Origin of the sequence: Amycolatopsis sp. NPDC005961, assembly GCF_040629235.1 — a bacterium.
In the GTDB taxonomy this organism is placed as follows: domain Bacteria; phylum Actinomycetota; class Actinomycetes; order Mycobacteriales; family Pseudonocardiaceae; genus Amycolatopsis; species Amycolatopsis camponoti.
This window is the reverse complement of sequence record NZ_JBEXVF010000101.1, coordinates 1-21502: the sequence shown is the minus strand read 5'-3', so window position 1 is coordinate 21502 and position 21502 is coordinate 1. Positions and strand designations below refer to the sequence as shown.

Annotated in this window: 16 protein-coding genes; 8 read left to right on the top strand and 8 right to left on the bottom strand. The window is 68.3% G+C overall.

Annotated features, from left to right (window positions below; genetic code table 11):
* Positions 1 to 3 precede the first annotated feature (3 nt).
* Complete coding sequence (locus ABZ342_RS45285) at positions 4 to 1590, bottom strand: beta-1,3-glucanase family protein (protein WP_360487204.1); 1587 nt, start codon at positions 1588 to 1590, stop codon at positions 4 to 6.
* Positions 1591 to 1775: 185 nt separating this feature from the next.
* Here ABZ342_RS45285 and ABZ342_RS45280 point away from each other — a divergent pair, with 185 nt between their 5' ends.
* Positions 1776 to 2306: a YrhB domain-containing protein gene (locus tag ABZ342_RS45280; RefSeq protein ID WP_360487201.1), complete on the top strand. Its 531-nt coding sequence runs from the start codon at positions 1776 to 1778 to the stop codon at positions 2304 to 2306.
* Positions 2307 to 2396: 90 nt separating this feature from the next.
* Here ABZ342_RS45280 and ABZ342_RS45275 read toward each other — a convergent pair whose 3' ends face one another.
* Entirely contained in the window at positions 2397 to 2975 is a 579-nt protein-coding gene (locus tag ABZ342_RS45275) for a helix-turn-helix domain-containing protein (protein WP_360487198.1), read from the bottom strand.
* Positions 2976 to 3045: 70 nt separating this feature from the next.
* Here ABZ342_RS45275 and ABZ342_RS45270 point away from each other — a divergent pair, with 70 nt between their 5' ends.
* Positions 3046 to 4590, top strand: coding sequence for an FAD-dependent monooxygenase (locus ABZ342_RS45270; protein ID WP_360487195.1), 1545 nt, complete (start codon positions 3046 to 3048; stop codon positions 4588 to 4590).
* 57 nt (positions 4591 to 4647) lie between these two features.
* Entirely contained in the window at positions 4648 to 5517 is an 870-nt protein-coding gene (locus ABZ342_RS45265) for a hypothetical protein (RefSeq protein WP_360487192.1), read from the top strand.
* 234 nt (positions 5518 to 5751) lie between these two features.
* On the opposite strand, the gene ABZ342_RS45260 is transcribed toward ABZ342_RS45265, so the two are convergent.
* From ABZ342_RS45260 to ABZ342_RS45240, 5 genes are all read right to left on the bottom strand, one after another.
* Positions 5752 to 7095 carry a HAMP domain-containing sensor histidine kinase gene (locus tag ABZ342_RS45260; protein WP_155542602.1) on the bottom strand — a complete coding sequence of 448 codons (1344 nt, stop codon included), beginning with the start codon at positions 7093 to 7095 and terminating at the stop codon, positions 5752 to 5754.
* The gene (locus ABZ342_RS45255; RefSeq protein ID WP_360487189.1) at positions 7092 to 7763 is read right to left on the bottom strand and encodes a response regulator transcription factor; all 672 of its coding nucleotides are present in this window, start codon (positions 7761 to 7763) and stop codon (positions 7092 to 7094) included. The genes ABZ342_RS45260 and ABZ342_RS45255 overlap by 4 nt, the downstream gene beginning before the upstream one ends.
* 71 nt (positions 7764 to 7834) lie before the next feature.
* Positions 7835 to 8437, bottom strand: coding sequence for a hypothetical protein (locus ABZ342_RS45250; protein WP_360487186.1), 603 nt, complete (start codon positions 8435 to 8437; stop codon positions 7835 to 7837).
* Between the two features lie 373 nt (positions 8438 to 8810).
* Positions 8811 to 9092, bottom strand: coding sequence for a site-specific integrase (locus tag ABZ342_RS45245; RefSeq protein ID WP_360487183.1), 282 nt, complete (start codon positions 9090 to 9092; stop codon positions 8811 to 8813).
* 632 nt (positions 9093 to 9724) lie between these two features.
* Entirely contained in the window at positions 9725 to 10195 is a 471-nt protein-coding gene (locus tag ABZ342_RS45240; RefSeq protein WP_360487180.1) for a peptidase inhibitor family I36 protein, read from the bottom strand.
* A gap of 418 nt (positions 10196 to 10613) precedes the next feature.
* On the opposite strand from ABZ342_RS45240, the gene ABZ342_RS45235 reads away from it, so the two are divergent.
* Both ABZ342_RS45235 and ABZ342_RS45230 read left to right on the top strand, forming a co-directional pair.
* Positions 10614 to 11123, top strand: coding sequence for a helix-turn-helix domain-containing protein (locus tag ABZ342_RS45235; protein WP_360487177.1), 510 nt, complete (start codon positions 10614 to 10616; stop codon positions 11121 to 11123).
* A complete protein-coding gene (locus ABZ342_RS45230; protein WP_360487237.1) occupies positions 11024 to 13519 on the top strand; it encodes a BTAD domain-containing putative transcriptional regulator in 2496 nt (831 codons plus the stop codon). The genes ABZ342_RS45235 and ABZ342_RS45230 overlap by 100 nt, the downstream gene beginning before the upstream one ends.
* A gap of 824 nt (positions 13520 to 14343) precedes the next feature.
* Here the strand turns inward: ABZ342_RS45230 and ABZ342_RS45225 are convergent.
* Positions 14344 to 14697 (bottom strand): hypothetical protein, encoded by a 354-nt coding sequence (locus ABZ342_RS45225; RefSeq protein WP_360487174.1) that lies wholly within the window; start codon positions 14695 to 14697, stop codon positions 14344 to 14346.
* 93 nt (positions 14698 to 14790) lie between these two features.
* Between ABZ342_RS45225 and ABZ342_RS45220 the strand changes: the two genes are divergently transcribed.
* From ABZ342_RS45220 to ABZ342_RS45210, 3 genes are all read left to right on the top strand, one after another.
* Complete coding sequence (locus tag ABZ342_RS45220; RefSeq protein WP_360487171.1) at positions 14791 to 19665, top strand: tetratricopeptide repeat protein; 4875 nt, start codon at positions 14791 to 14793, stop codon at positions 19663 to 19665.
* Positions 19666 to 20278: 613 nt separating this feature from the next.
* On the top strand, positions 20279 to 20743 hold the full coding sequence (locus tag ABZ342_RS45215; RefSeq protein ID WP_360487168.1) for a hypothetical protein: 465 nt from the start codon (positions 20279 to 20281) through the stop codon (positions 20741 to 20743).
* A gap of 206 nt (positions 20744 to 20949) precedes the next feature.
* Entirely contained in the window at positions 20950 to 21444 is a 495-nt protein-coding gene (locus ABZ342_RS45210; RefSeq protein ID WP_360487165.1) for a phosphoribosyltransferase family protein, read from the top strand.
* Positions 21445 to 21502 lie beyond the last annotated feature (58 nt).

Below are 21502 nucleotides of genomic sequence, written 5' to 3'. Positions count from 1 at the left end.
GGGTCAGCCCCGGTGCCACTTCTGGTTCGCGCCACCGTGGCAGTCCCACAGGATGAGGGGTGCCCGGTCGTCGCCGTTCCACGCCTTGATGTCGACGCACTTGCCGGACTGCGGGTTCACGAGATCGCCGGCCGGGTTCAGGACGAACTGCTGCGCGGGGTTGCCGCTGCAGGTGGCGACCTGGATGGCCGCGCCGTTCTCCCGCGAGCCCCAGGCGACGTCCATGCACATGTTGTTCGGGACGCGCAGCGTGTCGCCGGTGAACGTCCAGTCCTGGGCGATGGTGTTGTTGCAGAAGAACGTTTGCAGGTGGACGCCGTCGGCGAAGTTCCGCTTCGGCACGTCGATGCACTTGCCGTTCCAGTCGCTGATCAGCCGGGTGCCGGACGGGTGCGACCCGCCGCCGGTGAAGCTGTTCAGGGTGATGCCCGCGGCCCGGGGGCTCCCGTCGTTCACCAGGGACTCGAAGTTGCCGACGTCGTCGAAGGCGAACGCGTAGGCCTTGCCATCGGCCATGTTCGCGTGCACCAGCTTCGCGTACTGGTTGGTCGGGTTGCTCTGGTAGAAGTCGGCGCCGGTGCCGCCGGGCTGGGTGTCGATCCGGCCCAGGGTGCCGCGGTTGAGCGCGGCGCACAGCGTGCGCGCGATCGGGCCGACGACCTGGTCGTTGGGCGCGCCGAGCGCGCCGTCGCAGCCCCAGACGTTCGCCGAGGACGGCTTGGCGAACGACGCCACCTGCCGGCCGCTGCCGTCGGTGAAGTTCATGGTGATGCCGGACGTGCGGCCGAAGTACTTGGTGTTCGGCTGGTCGCCGAAGGGGAGGACGGTCAGCACCTTGCCGGTGTAGGCGTTCCACGCCGACGAGATGTAGGAGTCGAGGTAGCCGCCGCCGAGCTGTCCGGCGTCGGCCGCCTTGCCCGGGGCCAGGACGCGCAGCACCGTGCCGTCCGAGCGGGTCTGGACCGACCCGGCCCAGCCGGGCTGGCTCTTGATGCCGTTGATGACGTTGTCGCGGCCGCCCGGGACCAGCGAGCCGGTCGACCTCACGGCGCCGGATCCCGTGGTCACGCTCACCGTGTGCGGCACGGCGAACATGTCCACTTGGGAGCTGTTGAGCCACAGACCCGCGTCGTTGTAGGTGAACTCGCTCCAGTCGAACAGGACGTCGCGGTTGGCGTCACCGCCCGCCCAGGGCGCGGGCTGGACCAGACCACCCGGGGCGAGGAAGAACTTCAGGCGCTCGCCGAGGGAGAAGTAGACGCGACCGGAGACGCCGCGGGGAACCTGGATGGTCGTGGTGCCGCCGTTGCCCGGGCCGGGGATGGAGACGTCGGGCGCCGGAGCCGGGGGAGTGCTGCCGGCGCCCCAAGCGGTGAAGCCGCCGGCCGCGTTGACGTATCCCAGCTTGCCGCTGCTCAGGTCCACGCCGAGGACGTAGAGGTGGACCGGGTCCGCGCGACCGGTGTCGTTGGTGATGGACAGGGGGAGGAGCGCGGGGCCGGAGGCCGCGGCGACACCGCCCCACACGGTCGTCGACGCGAACGCCACCAGCGTGACGACGATCGCGGACAGCTTTCTTCGAATGTGCAAAAGTGGCTCCTTTTCCGGTGGAAGGGACCGTATGCAGGCGCGCCGCGCGCGTCCATGGTCCGGGCGCGGACAGGGTTCGTCGGTGCAGCGCGGCTGCCCGGACAGCTGTATGGACGACGTGACAGTGGGTAGCCGCACGTCCGTTGTCCGGCGCGCGGAGCCGCCCGTTCCCCTAACGTGTTGCCATGGTGTCGAAGGCGTGGGCCGCCCAGGTCGTGGAGCGGCATCTGGAAGGGTGGCTGGGACGGGGCGGCCCGAAGATGGTGATCACGCACGTCGATCCGCACCGGCTCGGCTGGGTGATCAGCAGTCAAAGCGAGCGGTACGTGCGCACCCGCGAACTCCTCGACAGCGTGGTGGGCCACGGACGCTTCCTGGTCGACGGAGTCGATGGCAGCTTGCACACGGTGCACGCGACTGCTGACCTCGAGGCCGGTGAGTGGATCGAGGACTATCTCGAGCAGGTTCGCGGGCTCGACCGCGTCGATCCGCTCCGGTCCCGGGTCGCCGAACTGGTCGATTCCGGTCAGCGCCTCGACGCGCTCCGGCTGGTGCGAGCGTCCGCGCCCGATCTCGGAGCGCAAGGGGCCAAGGAGTACGTCGAGGCGGCGGCGGCCGGCGCCCCGGTTCCCGAGCACGTACGCGCTCGCTTACCGCAACCGCCGGTCAGGCGCCGGGTGTGGTGGCGTCTGTCGGACTCGAACCCGGAGCCATGACCGCCGGCGCCTGCCTGGGGCGCTGATCCTGATAGCGAGGCAGGCGCTCAGCCGGCCGGCAGCCACGCTCAGCGGCAGAAGAGGAGCAGCTCAGCGTGGTGAGGCGCGCCAGCCGTGTTCGAGGATGGCGAACGCGGCCTCGACGGTGCGGGCCGGATCTTCGGAACGGATGGCGAGTGCCGAGGTTTCCAGGGCGAAGTGGGCGAGTGCGGCGCATCCCGGATCGGTTTCGGGGGCGCCGGTCTCGGCGGCGAGGACGTGGCTGAGCGCGTCCTCGTGCCGCATCCACATCCGGTGCCAGTACTCGCTCAGTGCCGGCGTGCCGCGTACGAGGGTCATGAACTCCGACGCCCCGTCGGCAGCGGCGCCGCGCTCGACGCGGGCCGCCGTGTGTTCGCGCAGCGCGGCGAGCACTGAAGTTCCCGACGCGCGGTCGCGCACGGCGGCGATCAGGGCCTCCTCTATGTCGGCGTCCCGGTCGAAGACGAGGGATTCCTTGCTGGGGAAGTGTTTCTGCAGGGTCGTGGTGGACACGTCGGCGGCGTCGGCGATCTCGCGGACGCCCACGTCGTCGTAGCCGCGTTCGAGGAACAGTCGCAGGGCCGCGTCGGCCAGCGCCTGGCGGGTAGCCGCCTTCTTGCGCTCCCGCCTGCCCATCCCGGTCGTCATGCCTTGACGATACCACTAGTTGTACGGTGTACTCAGTTGCACCGTGTCACTTTTAGGTCGAGGAGTTCCGATGACGGTTCGTGTTCCTGTTCTGATCAGCGGTGGCGGCATCGCCGGACTGACCGCCGCCCTGCTGCTGCGGCGCGAAGGGGTGGATCCGGTGCTGGTCGAGAAGCACGCCGGTGTGTCGCCGCAGCCGAAGGCGCGCCGGTTCAACCCGCGCAGCACCGAAGTGTTCCGCCTGCTCGGCCTGGCGGGGGAGGTCGCCGAGGCGAGTGCGCCATTGGCGTCGTTCACCGAGGTCCTGACCGGTCCGACGCTGGCCGCCGCCCGGGTCCGGGAAATGACCGGCACCATGCGGCAACGGCGGCTACAGCAGGCGAGACTTCCCGAGCTGAGCCCGGGACCGAACGTCTTGTGCCCGCAGGTCGTGCTGGAGCCGATCCTGCGCCGGGCCGCCGAAGAACGGGGCGTGTCCGTGCGGCTGGGCACCGAACTGGTGTCCTTCACCCAAGACGACGGCGGGGTGACCGCGCTGCTGAACCCGGCGGACGGCGAGCCGTACGAGCTGACCGCGGACTACCTGATCGCCGCAGACGGCGCCCGCAGTCCCATCCGCACGGCACTGGGCATCCCGCGCAGCGGCCACGGTCATCTCGCCGACAACCTCGACCTCTACTTCCGGGCCGATCTCACCGAGCTGGTGCGGGAAAAGCCGTTCAACCTGTGCGAGATCGACAACCCGGTGGCCTCGGGCGCCTTCCTCTCGGTCAACGGCACGGACCGCTGGCTGTTCTCGACGGCCGACTTCCCCGAGGCGCACACGCTCGGCGACGGCGACTGGCACGACCTCCTGCGCATCGTGACCGGCATCCCGGATCTCGAAGTCGAGCTGCTCAGCCGCTCGCCCTGGGAGTCGGCGATGCGCGTGGCCGACCGCTTCCGCGACGGCCGCGTGTTCCTGGTGGGCGACGCCGCGCACATGATGCCCCCGATGGCCGCGGCCGGCGCCAACACCGCCATCGCCGACGCGGCGAACCTCGCCTGGAAGCTCGCGGCCGTACTGGCCGGACAGGCGGCGCCCGCCCTCCTCGACACCTACCACGCCGAACGCCGTCCGGCCGGCTACGCGATCGCCGAAGCCTCCAGCACGGTCCGCGGGCACGTCGGCGACATGCTGGCCGCCTTCACCAAGCCCGACAGCCGGCACGACGACCTGCCGGCCACGATGTTCGGCACCCAGTACCCGGAAGGCGCGTTCGTGCCCGACGGCCGCGGCCCCGCGCCCGCCGACCACTACGCCCCGGCGGGCCGTCCCGGCACGCGCGTTCCCCACGCTTGGCTCGACGCCGAGACGTCCACTGTGGACCTCGCCGGGCCCGGCCTGACCCTGCTCACCGGCCCGGACAACGGACGCTGGACCACTGAGGCAGTTCGTCTCGGGTTGCGCCTGGCCACGGTGTCGCACCCGCGCTGGCTCACTGAGGTCTGCCTGCCCGCCGACGGCGCTCTGCTGCTGCGCCCGGACGTCATCGTCGCCTGGCACTCGGCATGCGGCACGCCACTCGCCGAGGCAGTGACCCGAGTGCTCGGCACCGCGGCCATCCCCGCATGACGGGCAAATGAGCTCCGGCGGAATCAGCCGCGGCGGAAACCGGTCTACCCTGGCGTGGTGGCGAAGGGGGAGCACGCGTTCGGCAGGCCGACTCGGCGTCGGCTGCCGCTTTCTTCGCCGCCCTCGTCGTCGGCCGGGCCTGTGGTTGTCGAGCGCGACAGCGGGTTACCCGCCGGCCCTCCGGATCCGGAGGCCGCCGCGCCGGGGTTGCGGCGGCTGCGGGCCGGCGGGCGGCGCTGGACGTTCGCGCTGCTGGCCGCCGCGACCCTGATCGCGGGGTGCTTCGCGGTGCAGGCCGAGCTGGACCGGGCCGCCGAACTGTTGCTGCGCACGGGCGTGCACAGTGACGGCACCGTGCTGACCGTCCGGCAGCCGAGGAACGGAACCTACCTCGAGGTCGGTTACGCGTTCGGCGGCGTCCGCAAGCGGGTCTGGATCACCCGGACCTCCGATCGCCGGTACGCGGCCGGCGATCACGTAACGGTCGTGACCGACCCCGTCCGTCCGGCCCGGGTCCGCACTTCCGACGAGCCCAACGAAGACCAGGCCACGGGCAGTGCCGGCATCTGGATGCTGATCGCCGGGGTCGTGCTGTTCCCGGTCGCGGTGTTCCGCCGGATCCGCTGGGCGCGGCGCCTGGCCGCGGCCCGCCGCACGGGCTGGTACCCGGCGGAGGTCACGATCGCCCCGGACCGGCGCCTGACCGCCGCCGACCACGGCCCGCCGGACCTGCGGATCAGCTTCCGTGACGGAACCACCATCAATGCCCGCGGCGCGTATGCGTACGGCGTTGCCGAGCTGGCCGATCGGCCGCGCCGGGAGGTTCGGGTGGCGGGGGCCGGTGAGAACCTGGCTCTGCTGTTTCCCGCTGGGGTCAAGGGGAAGCGGCCTTACCTGGTCCCCGCCAAGGCGGTGATCGACCGTTGACCCGGGCGTCGCCTCAGCACTCGGTCAGCGGCCGGCAGCGCGCACGAACGAGCCGAGTCCGACTGGCGGCCGACTCCCGACTGTGAGTGCGTTCATGAGGGGTGTTCGGATGCGTATCCGCGATGGAGCCCGAGGCGACCAGGGAGTGTCCGGCGGGCGACCACTTTCGATGCCACCTACAGCACCGGCGCCGAGTTCCCGGTGGACAGCGGCGCGTCCCAGCTCTGATCCCGCTCAGTCGGGCACGACCGGTAGGTGGAACCGCATACGCAGGCCGTGGTCCAGCGGTTCGGCGGCGACCTGCCCGTCGTGGGTCTCCACCACCTGGCGCACGATCGCCAGACCCAGCCCGGAACCGGGCATCGACCGGGCCTGGGTGGAGCGGTAGAACCGGTCGAACACGAACGGCAGGTCGGCCGCGGGGATACCGGGGCCTTCATCGGTGACCGAGAACTCGCCATCGGCCACGGTGATCGTGATCTCGCCGTCGGGTGGGCTCCACTTCACCGCGTTGTCCACGAGATTGCCGATGGCCCGTTCGATCGCGTCCGGGTCGACGTGCACGAGGCACGGGGTCAGGGTGGACGTGAACCGAGGGGCCGAGGTTCGGGTGGCGGCCCTGGCGATCACGGTCTTCGCCACCAGGTCGAGCCGGGTGTCCTCGGTGCGGGCGGTGTCTTTGCCGTAACGGGCGAGGTCGACCAGGTTGTTGATCAACGACCGCAGTTCCCGCGCCTGGCCGATCGCGTCCTGCACGAGCGCCGGGGCCTCGGGCGCGCGCAGGCCGTCGCCGTCGGCGAGCAGTTCGAGGTTGGTGGTGAGGCTGGTCAACGGGGTGCGCAGCTCGTGTGAGGCGTCGGCGACCAGTTGCCGCTGTGCCCGCATGGACGCGTCCAAAGCAGTGGTCATGGCGGCGAAAGCCTGACCGAGGTGGCCGATCTCGTCACGTCCGGTCAGGTGGTCGACGGGCGCGGTCAGGTCGTGGGTCGCGGTGATGTGCTCGACGGTCCGGGTGAGCTGCTGGACCGGCCGCAGCACCCGGCGCGCCGCCAGCCGCGCGGTCACCGCGGCCACCAGACCGCCCCCGAGTGTCAGCGCGACCAGCAACGCTGCCAGCGAGGCCAGGATGGCGGTCTGGTCGTCCTGCCGCTGGGCGATCCGCATCAGTCCACCCGGCGGCTTGCCCATCCCGGAGGTGAGGAGGCGGTACTCGACGCCGTTGTAGGTCGTGTCCTGGAAGTACGCGGGCTGCGTGCCGTCGGCGACGTCCGCGTCCCGTTGGGTGATCTCGACGAAGGCCCGGTTCGAGCCGGGATACACCGGGCCGCCGACGAACTGGACCAGCATGCTGCCCAGTTCGACCGGCTCGTCGATGGGGATCTTGTCGCCGGACTCGGCGACCTTCTGCTTGAGCTGGCGGGCGAGGGAATCACCCTCGCCGATGCTCTGCTTCAGCGACGCGTCGACCTGTTGACGCATGATCGACCGCACGGCCGGGTAGACCACCAACGACGCCACGGCGAGCGCCAGCAGCACGACAAGTCCACCCGCCAGGCCAACCCTGGTGCGCAAGGTCATGGTTCTTCCCGTAACACGTATCCCAAACCGCGCACGGTCTGGATCAGCCGGGGCTCACCGGCGGACTCCAGTTTTCCGCGCAGGTAGGAGATGTAGACCCACAACTGGTTGGATGCGGGCCCGAAGTCGTAGCCCCACACCGATTCGAAGATCAGCTCGCGGCTCAGCACGCGCTGTGGGTTGCGCAGGAACAACTCCAGCAGCGAGTATTCGGTGCGAGTCAGCTCGATCGCCCGACCGCTGCGCTGCACCCGGCAGGTGGTGGTGTCCATCTCGATGCCGTCGAACCGCAGCACCTCTTGGACCGCGCCGGTGCGCCGCAGCAGGGCTCGCAGCCGTGCCCGCAGCTCGTCCAGCGCGAACGGCTTGACCAGGTAGTCGTCGGCGCCCGCGTCCAGCCCGGCGACGCGGTCCTCGATCAGGTCGCGCGCGGTGAGCATGAGAATCGGCGTCTGGTCGCCACGACGGCGCAGTCGTCGGCAGATCTCCAGGCCGTTCGGTTCGGGAACCAGCACGTCCAGCACGATCACCTCGGGCCGCGATCGGCCGAGCTCGTCCAGCGCCTGCACGCCGTCGGCCGCGAGGGACACCTGATAGCCGTCCCGGCGCAGCGCATGCTCCAGCGAGCGGCGGACGGCCTCGTCGTCATCGACTACCAGTACCCGCACGCGCCCAGTATGGAGCACACCACGGTGTCCGGACCGGCCGTTGCCCGGCCCGGACACACCAGCGGAGAGGATCACTTCCCGGTCGGCGCCCCGTCCTTGGGCTTGCCGCCCTCCTTCTCGGCGAACTCCTCCTTCACCTTGCGCAGCCCGTCCAGCAGCCGCTGCGGGGTGGTCCCCAGGCCCTTGGCGATGGCGATGAACACCGGATCCTTGGTGACGTCGTCGCCCTTGCCGCCGACCTTGTCGAGGTCCTTGAACACCTGCCGGGCCCGGTCCTCGCTGATCTTCAACTCGGCGGCCAGCAGCTTGACCACCTCGACCGGAACGCCCGCATCCTTACCGGGAACGGGCTTGCCGGGTCCGGGTTTACCGGACAGTGCCTCCAGCACCTTCTCCGCACGGGCAACCGTGATCCCCAGTTCCTTGGCGAACGCGGCGATGGCCGTGGCCTTGCCGGCTCCGTTGCCCAGAGCGCGTTTCAGGTTGTCCAAGGCGGTGGTCAGCTGCTTGACCGTCACGTGCAAGCTCGCGGCGACTTTGGCGAGCTGCTCGTCGTTCGTCCTGCCTTCGTCCTTCTTTCCACCGTCCGTCTTGCCGCCGTCCTTCTTGTGGTCGGGCTGTGCCGACGACGGAGCCGCCGGAGCCGCTGCCGACGCGGCGGCCGCGCCGGTCACCGCCGTCAGGCCGGCCACAATGGCAGCGGCGACAAGTCTGGTCCGAATTCCCATGTGTGTCCTCGCTCGATGCAGGGCACCGGCCGATCCGGTGCCGCCCCCACCACACCAACTGCACTTCAGCGGGACTTTCACCCAACTTTGGAATCACCTAAGGAACATCGTCGCAGGGTTCCGACCGCCACGAGCTTTGCGGCAGAAGAGTCGGTTCCGATCATGGCCGGCCGCCGGGCGCGTCCAGGCCGTCGCTGCCGGGACAGCCAGGTGGTAGGGGACGCCTCGACCGACAACGACTCAGGAAGCACGACGGCGTAGCCCCGAGCACCTCGCGTCCAGCCCGATTGAGGGACAAATCGACGACTGCGCTCGACAGTCAACGTCCGCACATCGGCACGACAGTGCGTGGGGTGCCAGGTTGCGGATGCCATGTACGCCGCCAGGATGTAGTTCGGATGCCGGTCGAGGTTCTTACGGGCACGGTCGTGCGCGGGTCGGCATGGCGGGCCGCGATTTGGACATCACGCAGGTCGAGGCCCGCGTCGAGCATCGTGGTGACGAAGGTGTGGCGAAGCACGTGCGGGTGTATCCGCGGCAGTCGCACCACCGAGGCCTTGGCCAGCCTGCGCAGCTGGCGGGTGGCGCAGTGCCGATCCATGCGGACGCCTCGTCGGCCTCGAACTGCAGGTGCGACAATCCGAGTGTCGGTGACTCGTTGGGCACCATCGGGCGCCGGACATACTCCGCCGGCGAGTGCTCGAGCACGGTGTCGATGTCGCAAGTGCGGTAGAAGCCGGTGACCACTGACATCCTGCGCGAGACCGTGGAGGGTTTGAACCGTCGCACTTCTTGCATCCAGCGCACGTACAGCTCGATCTGCGCCCGGCGCGCTGCCAGCGGCAGCAAGATCTCGTTCGCCGGACCAGGTGAAGAAGATCCGCAGGCCCGACTCCGAATGCGTCCGCGAAGCGCCGCTATAACGTCCGAGGTACGCCGTAGCCGCCACTCGTAACACCGTTTCGTCCAGGTCTGAGGGCTCCATGACCTCCGATGCTCGGTGAGATCGCTCGCAGCACAAGGTCGGGGAGCGCCCCACCTGCGGCATGGGCGGATGTTCGACAGAGCTCGCCTCGCCCACCGAGCTGGCCCACCTCGCGAAGGGTGTGGCGGTCACCATCAACGTTTGGATGTTGCGCCGTCTCAGAACAACGGCACGGTGGCGATGGTTGTGCCCGCCACCGTGTCGTGCAACGGGCGAATTCCCCGCAAGGGCGCGCCCTTCCGTTCCGGTCAGCCGCAGCTGCCAGTCACCCACTGGTGCGAACGGATCTGGTAAGTGCCGGCGAGGTCACCTTTCTGACCCTGCCTCGTGCATCCGGCCGAGTTGTTGTAGCCGGTGTTCCGGTAGTACCTGACGCCGGTGAAACCGGACGAGGTGCCGCGGTTGTAGACCGACTTCACTTCGGCGTTGGTTGCCCAGGAACGCCGAATGGCACCCGATGTCCAGTCCGGGTCGGCGACGCTCCACATGCATCGCCCACCGGTACCGCCGAAGCCGTTCCAGAAGCAGACATTGCCGAGGCTGCAGTCCCACGGGGCGAGTGCGGCGCCGGTCTCGGCATCCCAGGTCGCCGGAGCGGGAATTCCCGAAGCGGCGACAGTCGTGTGGGCCACCGACGTGACCGTGGTTTTCGCCTGTGCCGACGGCGTCGCACTCTGATTACTCGGATGAGTGCCGGCTATGCCGACCGGCCCGACCATTCTGATGCACATGGTAAGGACAAATGCTAGTGATTTCATCATTTTTCTCCCTAGTGAAATATTTAATTGGACGCCACGAGCGTTCCGCCCGCCAACTGGTCCCGAAAATTAGTCACGTCGGGTGACCAAAGCACCAGAGTGCACGGCCATCCGTGTGAACCGCTTGCCGGTTTTCTGCATCGACCTGCTCGGACTGCTAAGACGGAGGCGGACACGGGTCGCGCTGGGGAGGGCGGATGGTCCGGATCGTCATCGCTACTTTCGCGGGTCGCCCGCAGCGGGTCGAACGGCGAGCCCCCTCGTCTCCCCGTGTGCCAGCTGCGAGCGATCCGCGGACTCACGGTGGCATCCGGGCTGTACACGATCAGCACATCCGGCGAACATTGAGGGATAGCGAGGGATCGAGCGGAGGGGTCTCGTGGAGTTCCTGCTCCTGGGGTCGGTCGACGCGCGATCTGGCGCCGAACATCTGCGGCTGACCTCCCAGCGGCAACGCGCTGTCCTTGCGGCCCTGCTGATTACGCCCAACGTGGTGGTGCCGCTGCAGCGGTTGGTGGAAGTCGTCTGGGGGGAAGCTGCGCCGGCGTCGGCGATGGCGAACCTGCGGACGCACGTTTCGCGGCTGCGACAGCAGCTCGACGCGTTGGACAGCGGGCAGCGGATTCAGGCCCGGGCGGGCGGGTACCTGATCGAAACCCGGCCGGATGAGGTCGACGTCGAACGGTTCCACCGCATCGCCGATCACGGGCATCGTGCGTTCCTGGCTGGAGACGACGCATTGGCCGCACAGCTGCTTGGCCAGGCGTTGAGCCATGGCGAGGGCAACCGCTGTCCGGTCTGCCCCCGACCCCGGCGATCGACGGTGAGGCCCAGCGCCTGCTCGAGGCCCGGTGGGCTGTCGTCGAGGACGACTGCCGGGCTCGGATGAACCTCGGGGCGTGCGCCGACGTTGCCGGTGAGCTGCGCCGGCTGGTCGCCGATCACCCTCTCCACGAACGGCTGTGGTCACTGCTGATGCTTGCGCTGGCCGGCGCTGGGCAACAGGCGGCCGCGCTGGACGCTTACGGCATCATCCGCGGCCGGCTGGCCGGTGAGCTGGGCGCCGAGCCAGGACCCGACTTGCGCGACGCTCACTTGGCGGTCCTGCAGCAACGCGGTGTTCCCGCCACATTGCCCGTGACGCCCGCGCAGCTGCCCCGGGCTGCCACCGGGTTCCGTGGGCGTCACGCCGAACTCCTCGCGCTCGACCGGCTCTTGCTCTCCGGCGACGGTCCACGTCTCGTGGTCATCGCCGGGACTGCAGGAGCCGGCAAGTCCGAGCTCGCGACCCAGTGGGCGCACCGAGTCCGCGAGAAGTTCCCCGACGGCCAGCTCTACGCAGACCTCCACGACACGTGCGGTCCAGCCTCGGTCCTTGCGCGGTTCCTCCGGGCGCTCGGTGTCCCGGCTCAACAGATTCCGCCCGACGTCATCGAGGCAACGACGCTGTACCGGTCGGTGCTGGCCGAGAAAAGCGTGCTATGCCTCGTGGACAACGTCACCGACGCCGCTGACGTCCGGCCGCTACTGCCGGCGGCGTCGAGCTGCGCGGTTGTGGTCACCAGCCGTAACCGCCTGGACGGACTGGTCGCCATCGAGGGTGCCCACCGCATCACCTTGGACGTCTTGCCGCCGGTCGACGCTGTCGCTGTGCTCACCGCTGCAATCGGCGCAGAACGGCCGGCAGAAGAACCGACGGCCACCGCCGAACTTGCCGAGATGTGTGCGCGGCTGCCCCTCGCGCTGCGCATCGTCGGGGCGCAGATTCGGCACCGCGCCGGTCGCCGGGTGACCGACCACCTAGCCGACATGCGCAGCCACGGTGTGCTGAACAGCCTTACCGTCGACGGCGACACCAGTGCGGTCCGCGCTGCCTACGATCTGTCGTACCAGGCTCTCGACAGCGCTACCCGCCGCACGTTTCGCCTGCTCGGCCTGGTGCCCGGGGGTGACATCACGCCGGATGCTGCCGGTGCGCTGACCGGTGCGCCGACCGCAGCGATCACCCGCAGACTGGAGCGCTTGGCTTTCGCGCACCTGGTTCAAGAGCATGCACCGAATCGCTACCGCCTGCACGACTTGCTTCGTCACTACGCTGCCGAACGCGCCCAGACCGAGAACGACAGCGAGGCAGCGACGCAGGCGCTTCTCGAGTACTACCTCGCCTATGCCGACGCGGCGGCAGATCTCTTGTACTCGCCCATGCTGCGCCTGCCCGGGCCGCGCTCGCATCCGGATGCGTTCGCTGATCGGGATGCCGCGCGGGCATGGCTTGGGACTGAATTCCTTAATCTGGTCGCTGCGATCCGTCACGCCCACGCGCGCAATAACCCCGTGTTGGTGTGCCGGCTCGTCGACGCCCTGCGTGGGTACTGCATGTCCAACTGGTCTGTCGAAGGGCCGGAGCTCGCCCGGATCGGGCTGGAATCGGCGAACGCCACCGGTCGGCCCGATCTGTGCGCGGTGGCGCACAACCACCTCGCGGCATCCCACGCACTCCGCTGCGATTTTCCGCCTGCCATCAGGCACTTCGAAGCCGCCTTACAGCTCTACCGAGCACTGCGGTCCCGCCGCGGCATGACCGCTGTATTGAACAACCTCGCCGGGCTTCACCTGACCACCGGAGACCTGGATCGTGCGACCACCGCCTTCGCGGAGGCGATCGCACTCGAGGCCGCGCCCCATCCATGGCGTCAGCTGAACCTCGGCCTCCTGCATGAACACCGCGGGGACCTGACGAAGGCCGCGGCCATTTACACGCAGCAGGTGGCCGATAACCCCTGCGCCCTTGTCCTGCTCGCCCGGGTCGGCGTCCGTGTCGGTGACTACGTCGCAGCGCGCCACGCCGCCGAAGAAGCCGCCGAACAGGCCCGGCGCATCAACGACCGCAGCGCCGAGGCGGCCGCACTCACGGTGCTCAGTACGGTCCACGCTGGCGTCGGCAACCACGCAGGCGCGGTGCAACTCGCTGAAACCGCGCTCGAATCCGCCGCCGGCCCCACCGCTGAAGCAGCTGGGTATGCCGCCTTGGCGGCAGGCCACCTCGCGGGCGGTCAGTACCGGCTTGCGCTGCTCAACGCCCATCACGTGCTCCACCTCACCGGTCGGCTCGGTACCCGCTTCGAGGAGTGCGAGGCACTCCTGCAGCTGGCCCACATCCACCGCGCCGCCGGTTCCTGGGCAGAGGCCGACCACTACTTCGGTGCGGCCCTGCGAATCGCCGAATTCCACGGCTATCGCGGCCTCGCCGGCCGTGCACTGGGGCGAGCGGCGAGGACGTCGTAGCCGTGGAGTGCCGACCGAGCCACGGTGCCGCGCAGTCCTGCCAGGCGCCCGCTCGTCGGCAGAAGCGGACGTTCACGCCACGGGGAGCCAAGGCCTGTCCGTAACGACTGGTCCTGCCGAGCGGGTCAGCACCTACCCTCCGCCCCGTCCCGGCCGCGCCAGCGCGAAACGCGCCTCCACAACCATGCTTCCGACACGAATCCCCAAGTCAGCCCCGCTCCCATCCTTTGGTACTCCTGCCAGGGGCACCCCAAACATGGGCAACATCAACATCTGAGCGGTTGGTGCTGGGAGACACCTATCAGGTGTGAGCACCGGCCGGTTGGTGTCGATGGCCTGGTCTTGCTGGCGCCCGCCCGAATGAGACCCTTGTCGTACCCGCGGTGCCGCCCCGTGATGACGGCCACCCGAGCAGACCCGCAGTCCGACCGCCCACCTTTCGGTCGACGGTATGAGGTCGGCTGTCCGCTTCGCCGCGTCCAGGGTGTCCCGGTCGGGGTGTTTGATCGACACTGTGGGCGGCGGTGGTACTCGGGTGCAGATGTCGACGACAGCGCAGCGGTGTGGCGTGTCGGGATAGCTGCGCGCGCACGCTACGGAACACTGTTGTCGACGCTGAGGTCTGCTCACGAAGGGCGATCCGATGTTGGTGGAGGACGGCTTCGACCGGCGGCCGACGTTCGTGCTGAGTCCAATCGGGTACGAGCGGGCCGTCGCCGACATTGTCAAGGTCGCGGGCCACGACGTCATCGACTGGCAGGTCGAGCACTTGGACCCGATCGAGGGCATGGACGGCACGTACGTCATCTACGTGACCAGATGGTTCACACGGAACCCTGTGCCAGCAGGTGGTCGGGATCGGGCTGATCAAGCACCGAGGTGGCTGCGCTGGTAGCCGGCCTGTGGCACGGCGTAGTGCTCGGGTGACCAATCGCGTCTCCTGTCGCAGCCTGCTCAGTTGTCAGTACTTTGAGCAACAACGCCAGCACTCGGTACGCAGCCTCGCGGCGTGTCCTATGCCTGGCCAGGGCGCCGGTGAGTGCCAGAATGGCCACCAGCGTGAGTCCGGTGCCCAGGGCCACCGCGGTCGCGATGGGTGCGGTCGCGGCGGTGACCGCACCGGCGCCAAGTATGCCGGCCCTGCGCAGAAAGGTTGGTAGTTGGTTCGCCATGGTCATCTCCTGACAGGTTGTCGGTGTCGCACGGTCAAGCGTGGCGAACTGGCGGTCCGGTTTGGTCCGGTGCCGGAAACCGGACGGGGGTGAGCGACGGTGACCGACGATCCGATACCGGGGTTTCGCGCGCGGCTGCGGCAACTGCGCGTTGAAGTCGGCAACCCGTCTTACGCGGCGCTGGACGCCGCGGCTGGCCAGGCGACCGGCTCGAGGCTTGCGAAGCAGACGACGAAGGACCTGTTGACGGGATCGGGACTACCCCGATGGACGACGGTTGAGAAGTTCGTGCGGGCTTGCAAACGGTGCGCCACGAGCCAAAAGCTGGGGGTGCCGGTTGACGTGTCGCGTTGGAAAGACGAGTACGACCGGGCTCGGCCCACGCCTGCGGACACCGATGGTCCGCTGCGGCAGCCGTACCGGGCAGCGGACACGGCGGAGACCCCAGTTCGACTGTTGCGGGCGGAGTATGCGGTCGTGCCGTTCGCCGGGCGGGACGAGCTGACCGTCCTGCTGGACTGGTGCCGACAAGTCGCCGGTGGGGACCGGACGGGCGTCGCGGTCGTGTGCGGCGTCGGTGGCGCGGGCAAAACCCGGCTGGCCCTCGAGTTGGCGCATCTTCTCCATATCGAGAAGTGGTCAACCGGGGTGCTACCCAAGGACACCGATCCCGGCCCGCTCTCCGCGGTGACGGGGCCGTTGCTCGTGGTGCTCGACTACGCCGACGGCCGGGTCCAGGACGCGATCGCCCTGATGAAGGTCCTGCGCATGCGACCAGGCCCGCCGGCGGTCGTCATGTTGACCGCGCGGTCGTCCGGCGGACAGTGGCTGACGGACATCATCGGTTCACTCGACGACGATCGACACGCGTACCGGCGCGAGGAGATCGACCTTCCCGACCACCATCCAAACCCGCGCGACATCTACGCCCGCACGGTCGCCGCCCTCCGGACGGACGGTCAGAGCCGACTCGTGCTGCCCCAACCGGCAGCAGAGACCCGCTGGACAACCCTGGACCTGGTGCTGCTGGGCTGGATCGCCGCAGCGGGCGCGACCTCCCTGCCGGCCACCCGCGAGGAGCTCTACGACGAGGTGCTGCGGCACGAAGAGAACTACTGGTGCACGGTCTACACCCGGTTCCGCACGGACGTCGCACCGGACCGTGCGCTGCTCCGGCGAGCCGCGGCGTGTGTTTCCCTTGTCACGCCGCCAGAAGAGGCCATCGACACCGTGCTTACCGCGATGACGGACCTCGCCGAGGACCCGACGGAACGGCGCACGGTCCGGCGCACCCTGCAAACCTGCCTCAGCTCGGCGCCCGGCGAGGGGCTCGCCGTCCGCCCCGACCCGGTCGCCGACCACCTGCTTCGTGAGTTGCTTCGCGACGACGCGCTCGTACACCGCGCGGTCACACGAGCAGGCGAGGATCAACTCGAGGTGGCTCTGCTGGCCATGGACCGAGCCAACCAGGACATTCCGGATGCAGTCACCGACCTGCTCGTCACACTGGTCGACGCCGACCCCAGCCGGTGGCGGGCAGTCCTGGTGGTCGCGGCGAAGCGAGCGGGTGTGGCGCTTCGCGCCTTGACGCGTCTCGCCGACCGACCGAACAACCCGCTGCCGCTCGATGAGCTGTCGGCGGCCATTCCCTCCTCGTCACCGTCGTTATTCGAGCTGGGACTCATCGTCGACGAACGTCGTCTCGATGTGGCACGGACGGCGGCCGACGAGGAGCTGACCAGGCGCTTGATCGATGTTCATCATCGAGCCATGAAAGCCGGCGATCTCCCACGGGCCCTGAGCTGTGTCGTCGAGGCGGTCGACCGGCTCCGGGATCTCGCTGCCGAAGATCCGGCCACATACCTGGTCCAGCTGGCCGGCGCACTGAACAACCGCGGCGCCATACTGACGAACCTGGGCCGCCACGAGGAGGCTGTGGAACCGATCCAGGAGGCCTCCGGGATCCTGGGTGAACTGGCAGATCCTGCCGCGCGGTCCCAGTTCGCGTTGTCGATGGCCAACCTCGGCCACCTGTCATCAATGCTTGGCCGGCATGATGATGCGGCCTGGTACTGCCATGAGGCCGTCGAACTACTGCAAGACCTCGCGGCCTGTGATCCTGCCGAATATCGCGCCAAACTCGCCGCGTCGACGCAGATCTTGGCGTCCGTGTGGTCGAGGATGGGACAGTTCGACAAGGCCCTCGCCTGTAGTGCGGAAGCCCTCGCAATCCGCCGGAGCATGGTGGCCGACGCCCCTCACTACCTACCCGAACTCGCCGAGGCGCTGAGCAACGTCGGCGCGATGCTGCTGCGGACAGGGCGTTACGCCGAAGCGCTCGAACACTGCGCCGAGACCGTGCAGCTCTACCGTGAGCTGGCCGCGAGCAATCCCGCCAGCTACCGGCCAGGTTTGGCGCTCTCGCTGTACAACCTGGGTGGCGTGTTCACGAAGCTGGGACGGGCGGAGGTGGCACTCGACCACAACCTGGAATCCGTGCGTATTTATCGCGAACTGAGTTCGAGGATCCCGGCGATTCATCAGCCCGATTTCGCGATGTCCCTCAACAATCTCGCATCCGCTTTCCTCGGCATCAAGGACTATGAGCGGGCCTCGCTCACGAGCCGGGAGGCGGTCGCCAACTACCGGTACCTGGCCCGCCGATCCACCGCGTGGCAACCCGGGCTCGCGATGTCCCTCAGCACTCTTGGCGCCGTACTGATCGGGATGGACTCGCATGACGAGGGAATTGCCACCCTCCAGGAGGCCGTCACCCTCTACCGACGCTTGGCCACTGAGAATCGGGACCACCGAGCCGATCTGGCCAGCGCGCTGCACAACATCGCCGCTGTACTCCCGCTCATGGCGGATCCGCAGTCATCGCTCGAGTACAGCCAGGAGGCCGTCGACCTCTTCCGCGCGCTGGTAGCCGACAATCCCACCGCCTATCGACCCGAACTCGCGGGAGCTTTGCGCAACCACAGCGACACGCTCATCAAGCTCCGGGCGTTCGAGCAAGCACTGCCCGCCAGCCAGGAGGCGGTCGAGCTCTACCGGCAGCTCACCGCCAACGACGCGACCGCGTACCGACCAAACCTCGCTGCCGCACTGCACAACCTCGGCACGAGCCTGTCTGAAAGCGGACGCCATGCGGAAGCACTACCCAGTTGTCAGGAGGCCGTGGATCTTCGGCGAACTCTGGCCGACCGCGACCCCACCACAGGACTTCTGCCCTTCATCGAATCGACGCACCTCCTTGGCACCGTGGCACTACGCGTGGGCTGGTCCGACATGGCTCTGGACCACAGCCGATCCGCTGCAGAGTGCTACCGACAATTCGCCGACATCGATCCAGCCGCGTATCTACCCAACCTCGCCGGCGCTCTGCACAACGTCGCCTTGGCACTGTGCCAGCTGGGGCGCGACGACGAGGCGGTGGCGCCGGCCAGAACCGTCGTCGACCTCTTTCGTAGGCTGGCCACCGAAAACGGTGCGGAACACCTACCCGATCTCGCCCGAGCGCTGAACAACCTCGGTGCCCGGTTGGCGACGCTCGGACACTTCGAGCAAGCACTGGATCCGGTCCAGGAAGCCGCGGGCATCCGTCGCCGTCTGGCCGCCGACAACCCGGCTCACCTACCCGACGTCGCGGCCTCGTTGAGCAACCTCGGCGTTCTGTTGGCCGAAACGGACCAACACGACCGTGCCCTGGAGCACAGCAGCGAGGCAGTGCTCCTCTTTCGACGACTGGCGGACGAGTACCTGCCTTACCGGCTAGGACTCGCGACCTCGTTGAGCAGAACCAGTTCTGTCCTGTCTTCCCTGAACCAGCACGGACAGGCGCTGGCATACGCGAAGGAGGCCGCAGGACTGCACCTGGAAGCGGTGCTCGTCGACCCGCTCGCCCACCTGCCGGAGCTGCTCAGCTCGTTGCGGAAACTCACCGCCGTGGACACATCCCGGACGGCGTGGGCCGAGGTGCTCGCCGAGGTCGCCGACAGCCACGCCCGCGCGGTACTACGCACGGAACTGGCCCGGTGCAGCTCGCCGGACCAGGCACGGCGAGAAATCCAACTCGCCGCACAGGAAGCAGCCGTGCCGCCAGAAATCGTCTCGCTCGCCTTGGCCGGTGTCGCTCGGCAGACCGTACGAACCGCGGTCCTCGACCTCGACTTCGACCTCGACAACCTGCCCGGGTGGGCGACCACGGCACTGCCGGACGCCCACCTCGAACTGCTCGGCGCGCTCCGCGCGGCAACGAACTGGCCTGCGCTGCGTGCGGTACTCCACGAACATCGCGACACCGTTGAATCGTCAAAGCTGACCGCCACGGTGGACACCTACCAAGCCTTGCACCCGACCGACCCGGCGCCACGCGCGCTCCGGCGGCTACTGGACGAAATCCGCACGCATGGATACGACACCTACGTCAGCATGCAGGAAACCTTCAACACTCACGTGAGACTGCTCAACGATTGGACGGACGCGACGTCCTGGACCCGATCAGCCGAGTTCTTCCGCGAGAACCAAGAGGCGCTCACCGACCCCGAACTCGCCCGAACATTGTCCACAAACGACAGCGCCGTAGCCAGGCAGCACCTGGGCATCATCCAACTGGCCACCACTGAGACGGTCGATCATGCCTACGCGATCGCCACCGACCCAGCCATCGCGGAGGAGGCGGTTTTCGACGCCATCGAATCCGGCGACACCAATCGGTTGTCCGCCATCGCGGCAGCCGCACCCGACCTCCGCGCGCACGCCACCACCTGGAGCCTGCTCTCGGCCGTGTTGTGCCTCACCGACCACAACCTCGACGAGGCGACGAGCCTCGGCCGGCAAATCGCCGAGCAGGGCAGCCCGATCCTCCGTCGCGCCCACGCCGTTCGGCTGCGCTCTTTCGGCACACACAACCCGCGAACAGCCGGAGTTCAGGGCCTCGTGACCATCATCGACCCGACGGACACAGCATGACGGTCATGCCATCCGAAGGCGGACCGAGGGCCGCCCGCGGCGCACCCCAAGCGATCCAAGTGGCCGATCGATGGCACCTCTGGAACAACCTCGGCCAGGCCGTCGAAGGCACCATCGCGCGCCACCGCACAGCCCTACACCCCAATCCCAGCCCCGAACCACCAACCACCCGGACACCGACTCAACCCGGCGGTGCGTGCAGTTGATCGGGGCTATGCGAGTGATCTTCGCCGTCGTGCGGCCAAGCCCGTGTACTCAGCTGCTCATCGCGGCGAGTCTGAGGTGACCGGGACACTCAGATCGACAGCGCCAGCTGGAGGCTGACCTGCGGTCGGCGACCTCGCCGAGTCAGCCGTAGAGGTGAGCTTTCTGGGCTCGATCCTTGAGATCGGCGATGATCGACCGGCCGCGGCCGGGTCGACGGGGTCAGGTGCGGGCTGCGGCGGATGCAGGCTTGACCAAATTGATCTTGCGTGAGACGAGGCCCGCATCGATGATGCGCCGTCACCTACGATCACATATCGGAATCTTGCTGGGGTGGAAAGGTCGGGCGTGCCGTGGCTGGGGCAGAAATCGGCTGGGCCTTTCGCGTTGGTCGCGGAAGACTGCGTCCATGACCAGCGAGGCAAGACGCGCTGTGGTTGAGGCGCTGATCGAGCTTGCGGGAAGCCCTGACTATCGCGACAGGGCGGACGCAGGCCGGAGCCTGGCGACCTTCGCCGAGATGCATGAGGCCAGGGGAGCGTTGTGGGAACTCGTGCTAGACGACCGCGACACGTTCGTCACCCGCGTGACCGCGGAGGCTCTGCTCCGGCGTCATGACTCGGCCGGGCTCTCGGTGGTCGCCTCGGCGCTCGCTGCTATGGGACCGGGCCATCACACTCCCAGTCAGATTGACTGGATTCACGCCGCTGTACGTGACGTGTTCATGGTGTTTGCGCGCGACCGGGATGCCGCTGTGCGGGTGTGCGAGGTGCTGGCTCGGGACCCTGACGCGCAGGTGCGCGCCGGCGCGGATCAGCTGATCGCCGCGCTTGCCGAGATCGACCCGATCCTCGACCCCGCGGAGGAAGGCTAGACACCAGTCGCAGCCAGTCGATGAGGGTGGCGTAGTTGGCACCTGTAGTTTCCCAGTGACTCAGCGGTGCTACAGAAACCTGCGACCGGGGTCTAACTTTGCAGCGCCGAGGTCGCTGGCCCGAGTCAGGCGAAAGCACGTCCTGCAGGCGAAACTCAATTGCTTGCTGAACCCCGCGAAGTGATCATGAGCCAGTGTCTGGAGACGTGTGGCTGGAAGAGGTGAAGTCCGGGCTCCGTGATGCCTTCACCTGGCGCGGCGACCGCACAGACCAGCATCGTTATGCCGATGTCACCGGCTGGTGGCGTCGAGCGGACCTGCTCGGGCACCTCGGCCCCGCGTTGGCGCACCTGTTCGCCGGCGAGCAACCCACGGTCGTAGTCGGGCCGGAATCCCGTGGCTGCCTCCTGGGGCCACTGGTCGCTCTGCACTTCGGCGTCGGGTTCGTCGAGATCCGCAAAGATCGCGTGGCATCCAGCGACAGTGACATCTGGTTGCAGCGAACCACGCCACCGGACTACCAAGACCGCCACCTCACCCTCGGTTTCCGCAAGAGCCTGGTCACCAGCGGGGATCGCGTGCTGTTCGTCGACGACTGGATCGAAACCGGCGGCCAGGCCAACGGCGCTCACCTCCTCATCGAGGATGCGGAGGCCACCTGGACGGGTCTATCCCGTGATCGGTGTTTCCGGCGTTGTTGATCAGTAGGTTTCGGCTCCCGGCCAGCGATCACCGAAGGTGATGGCGAACGCGTTGATC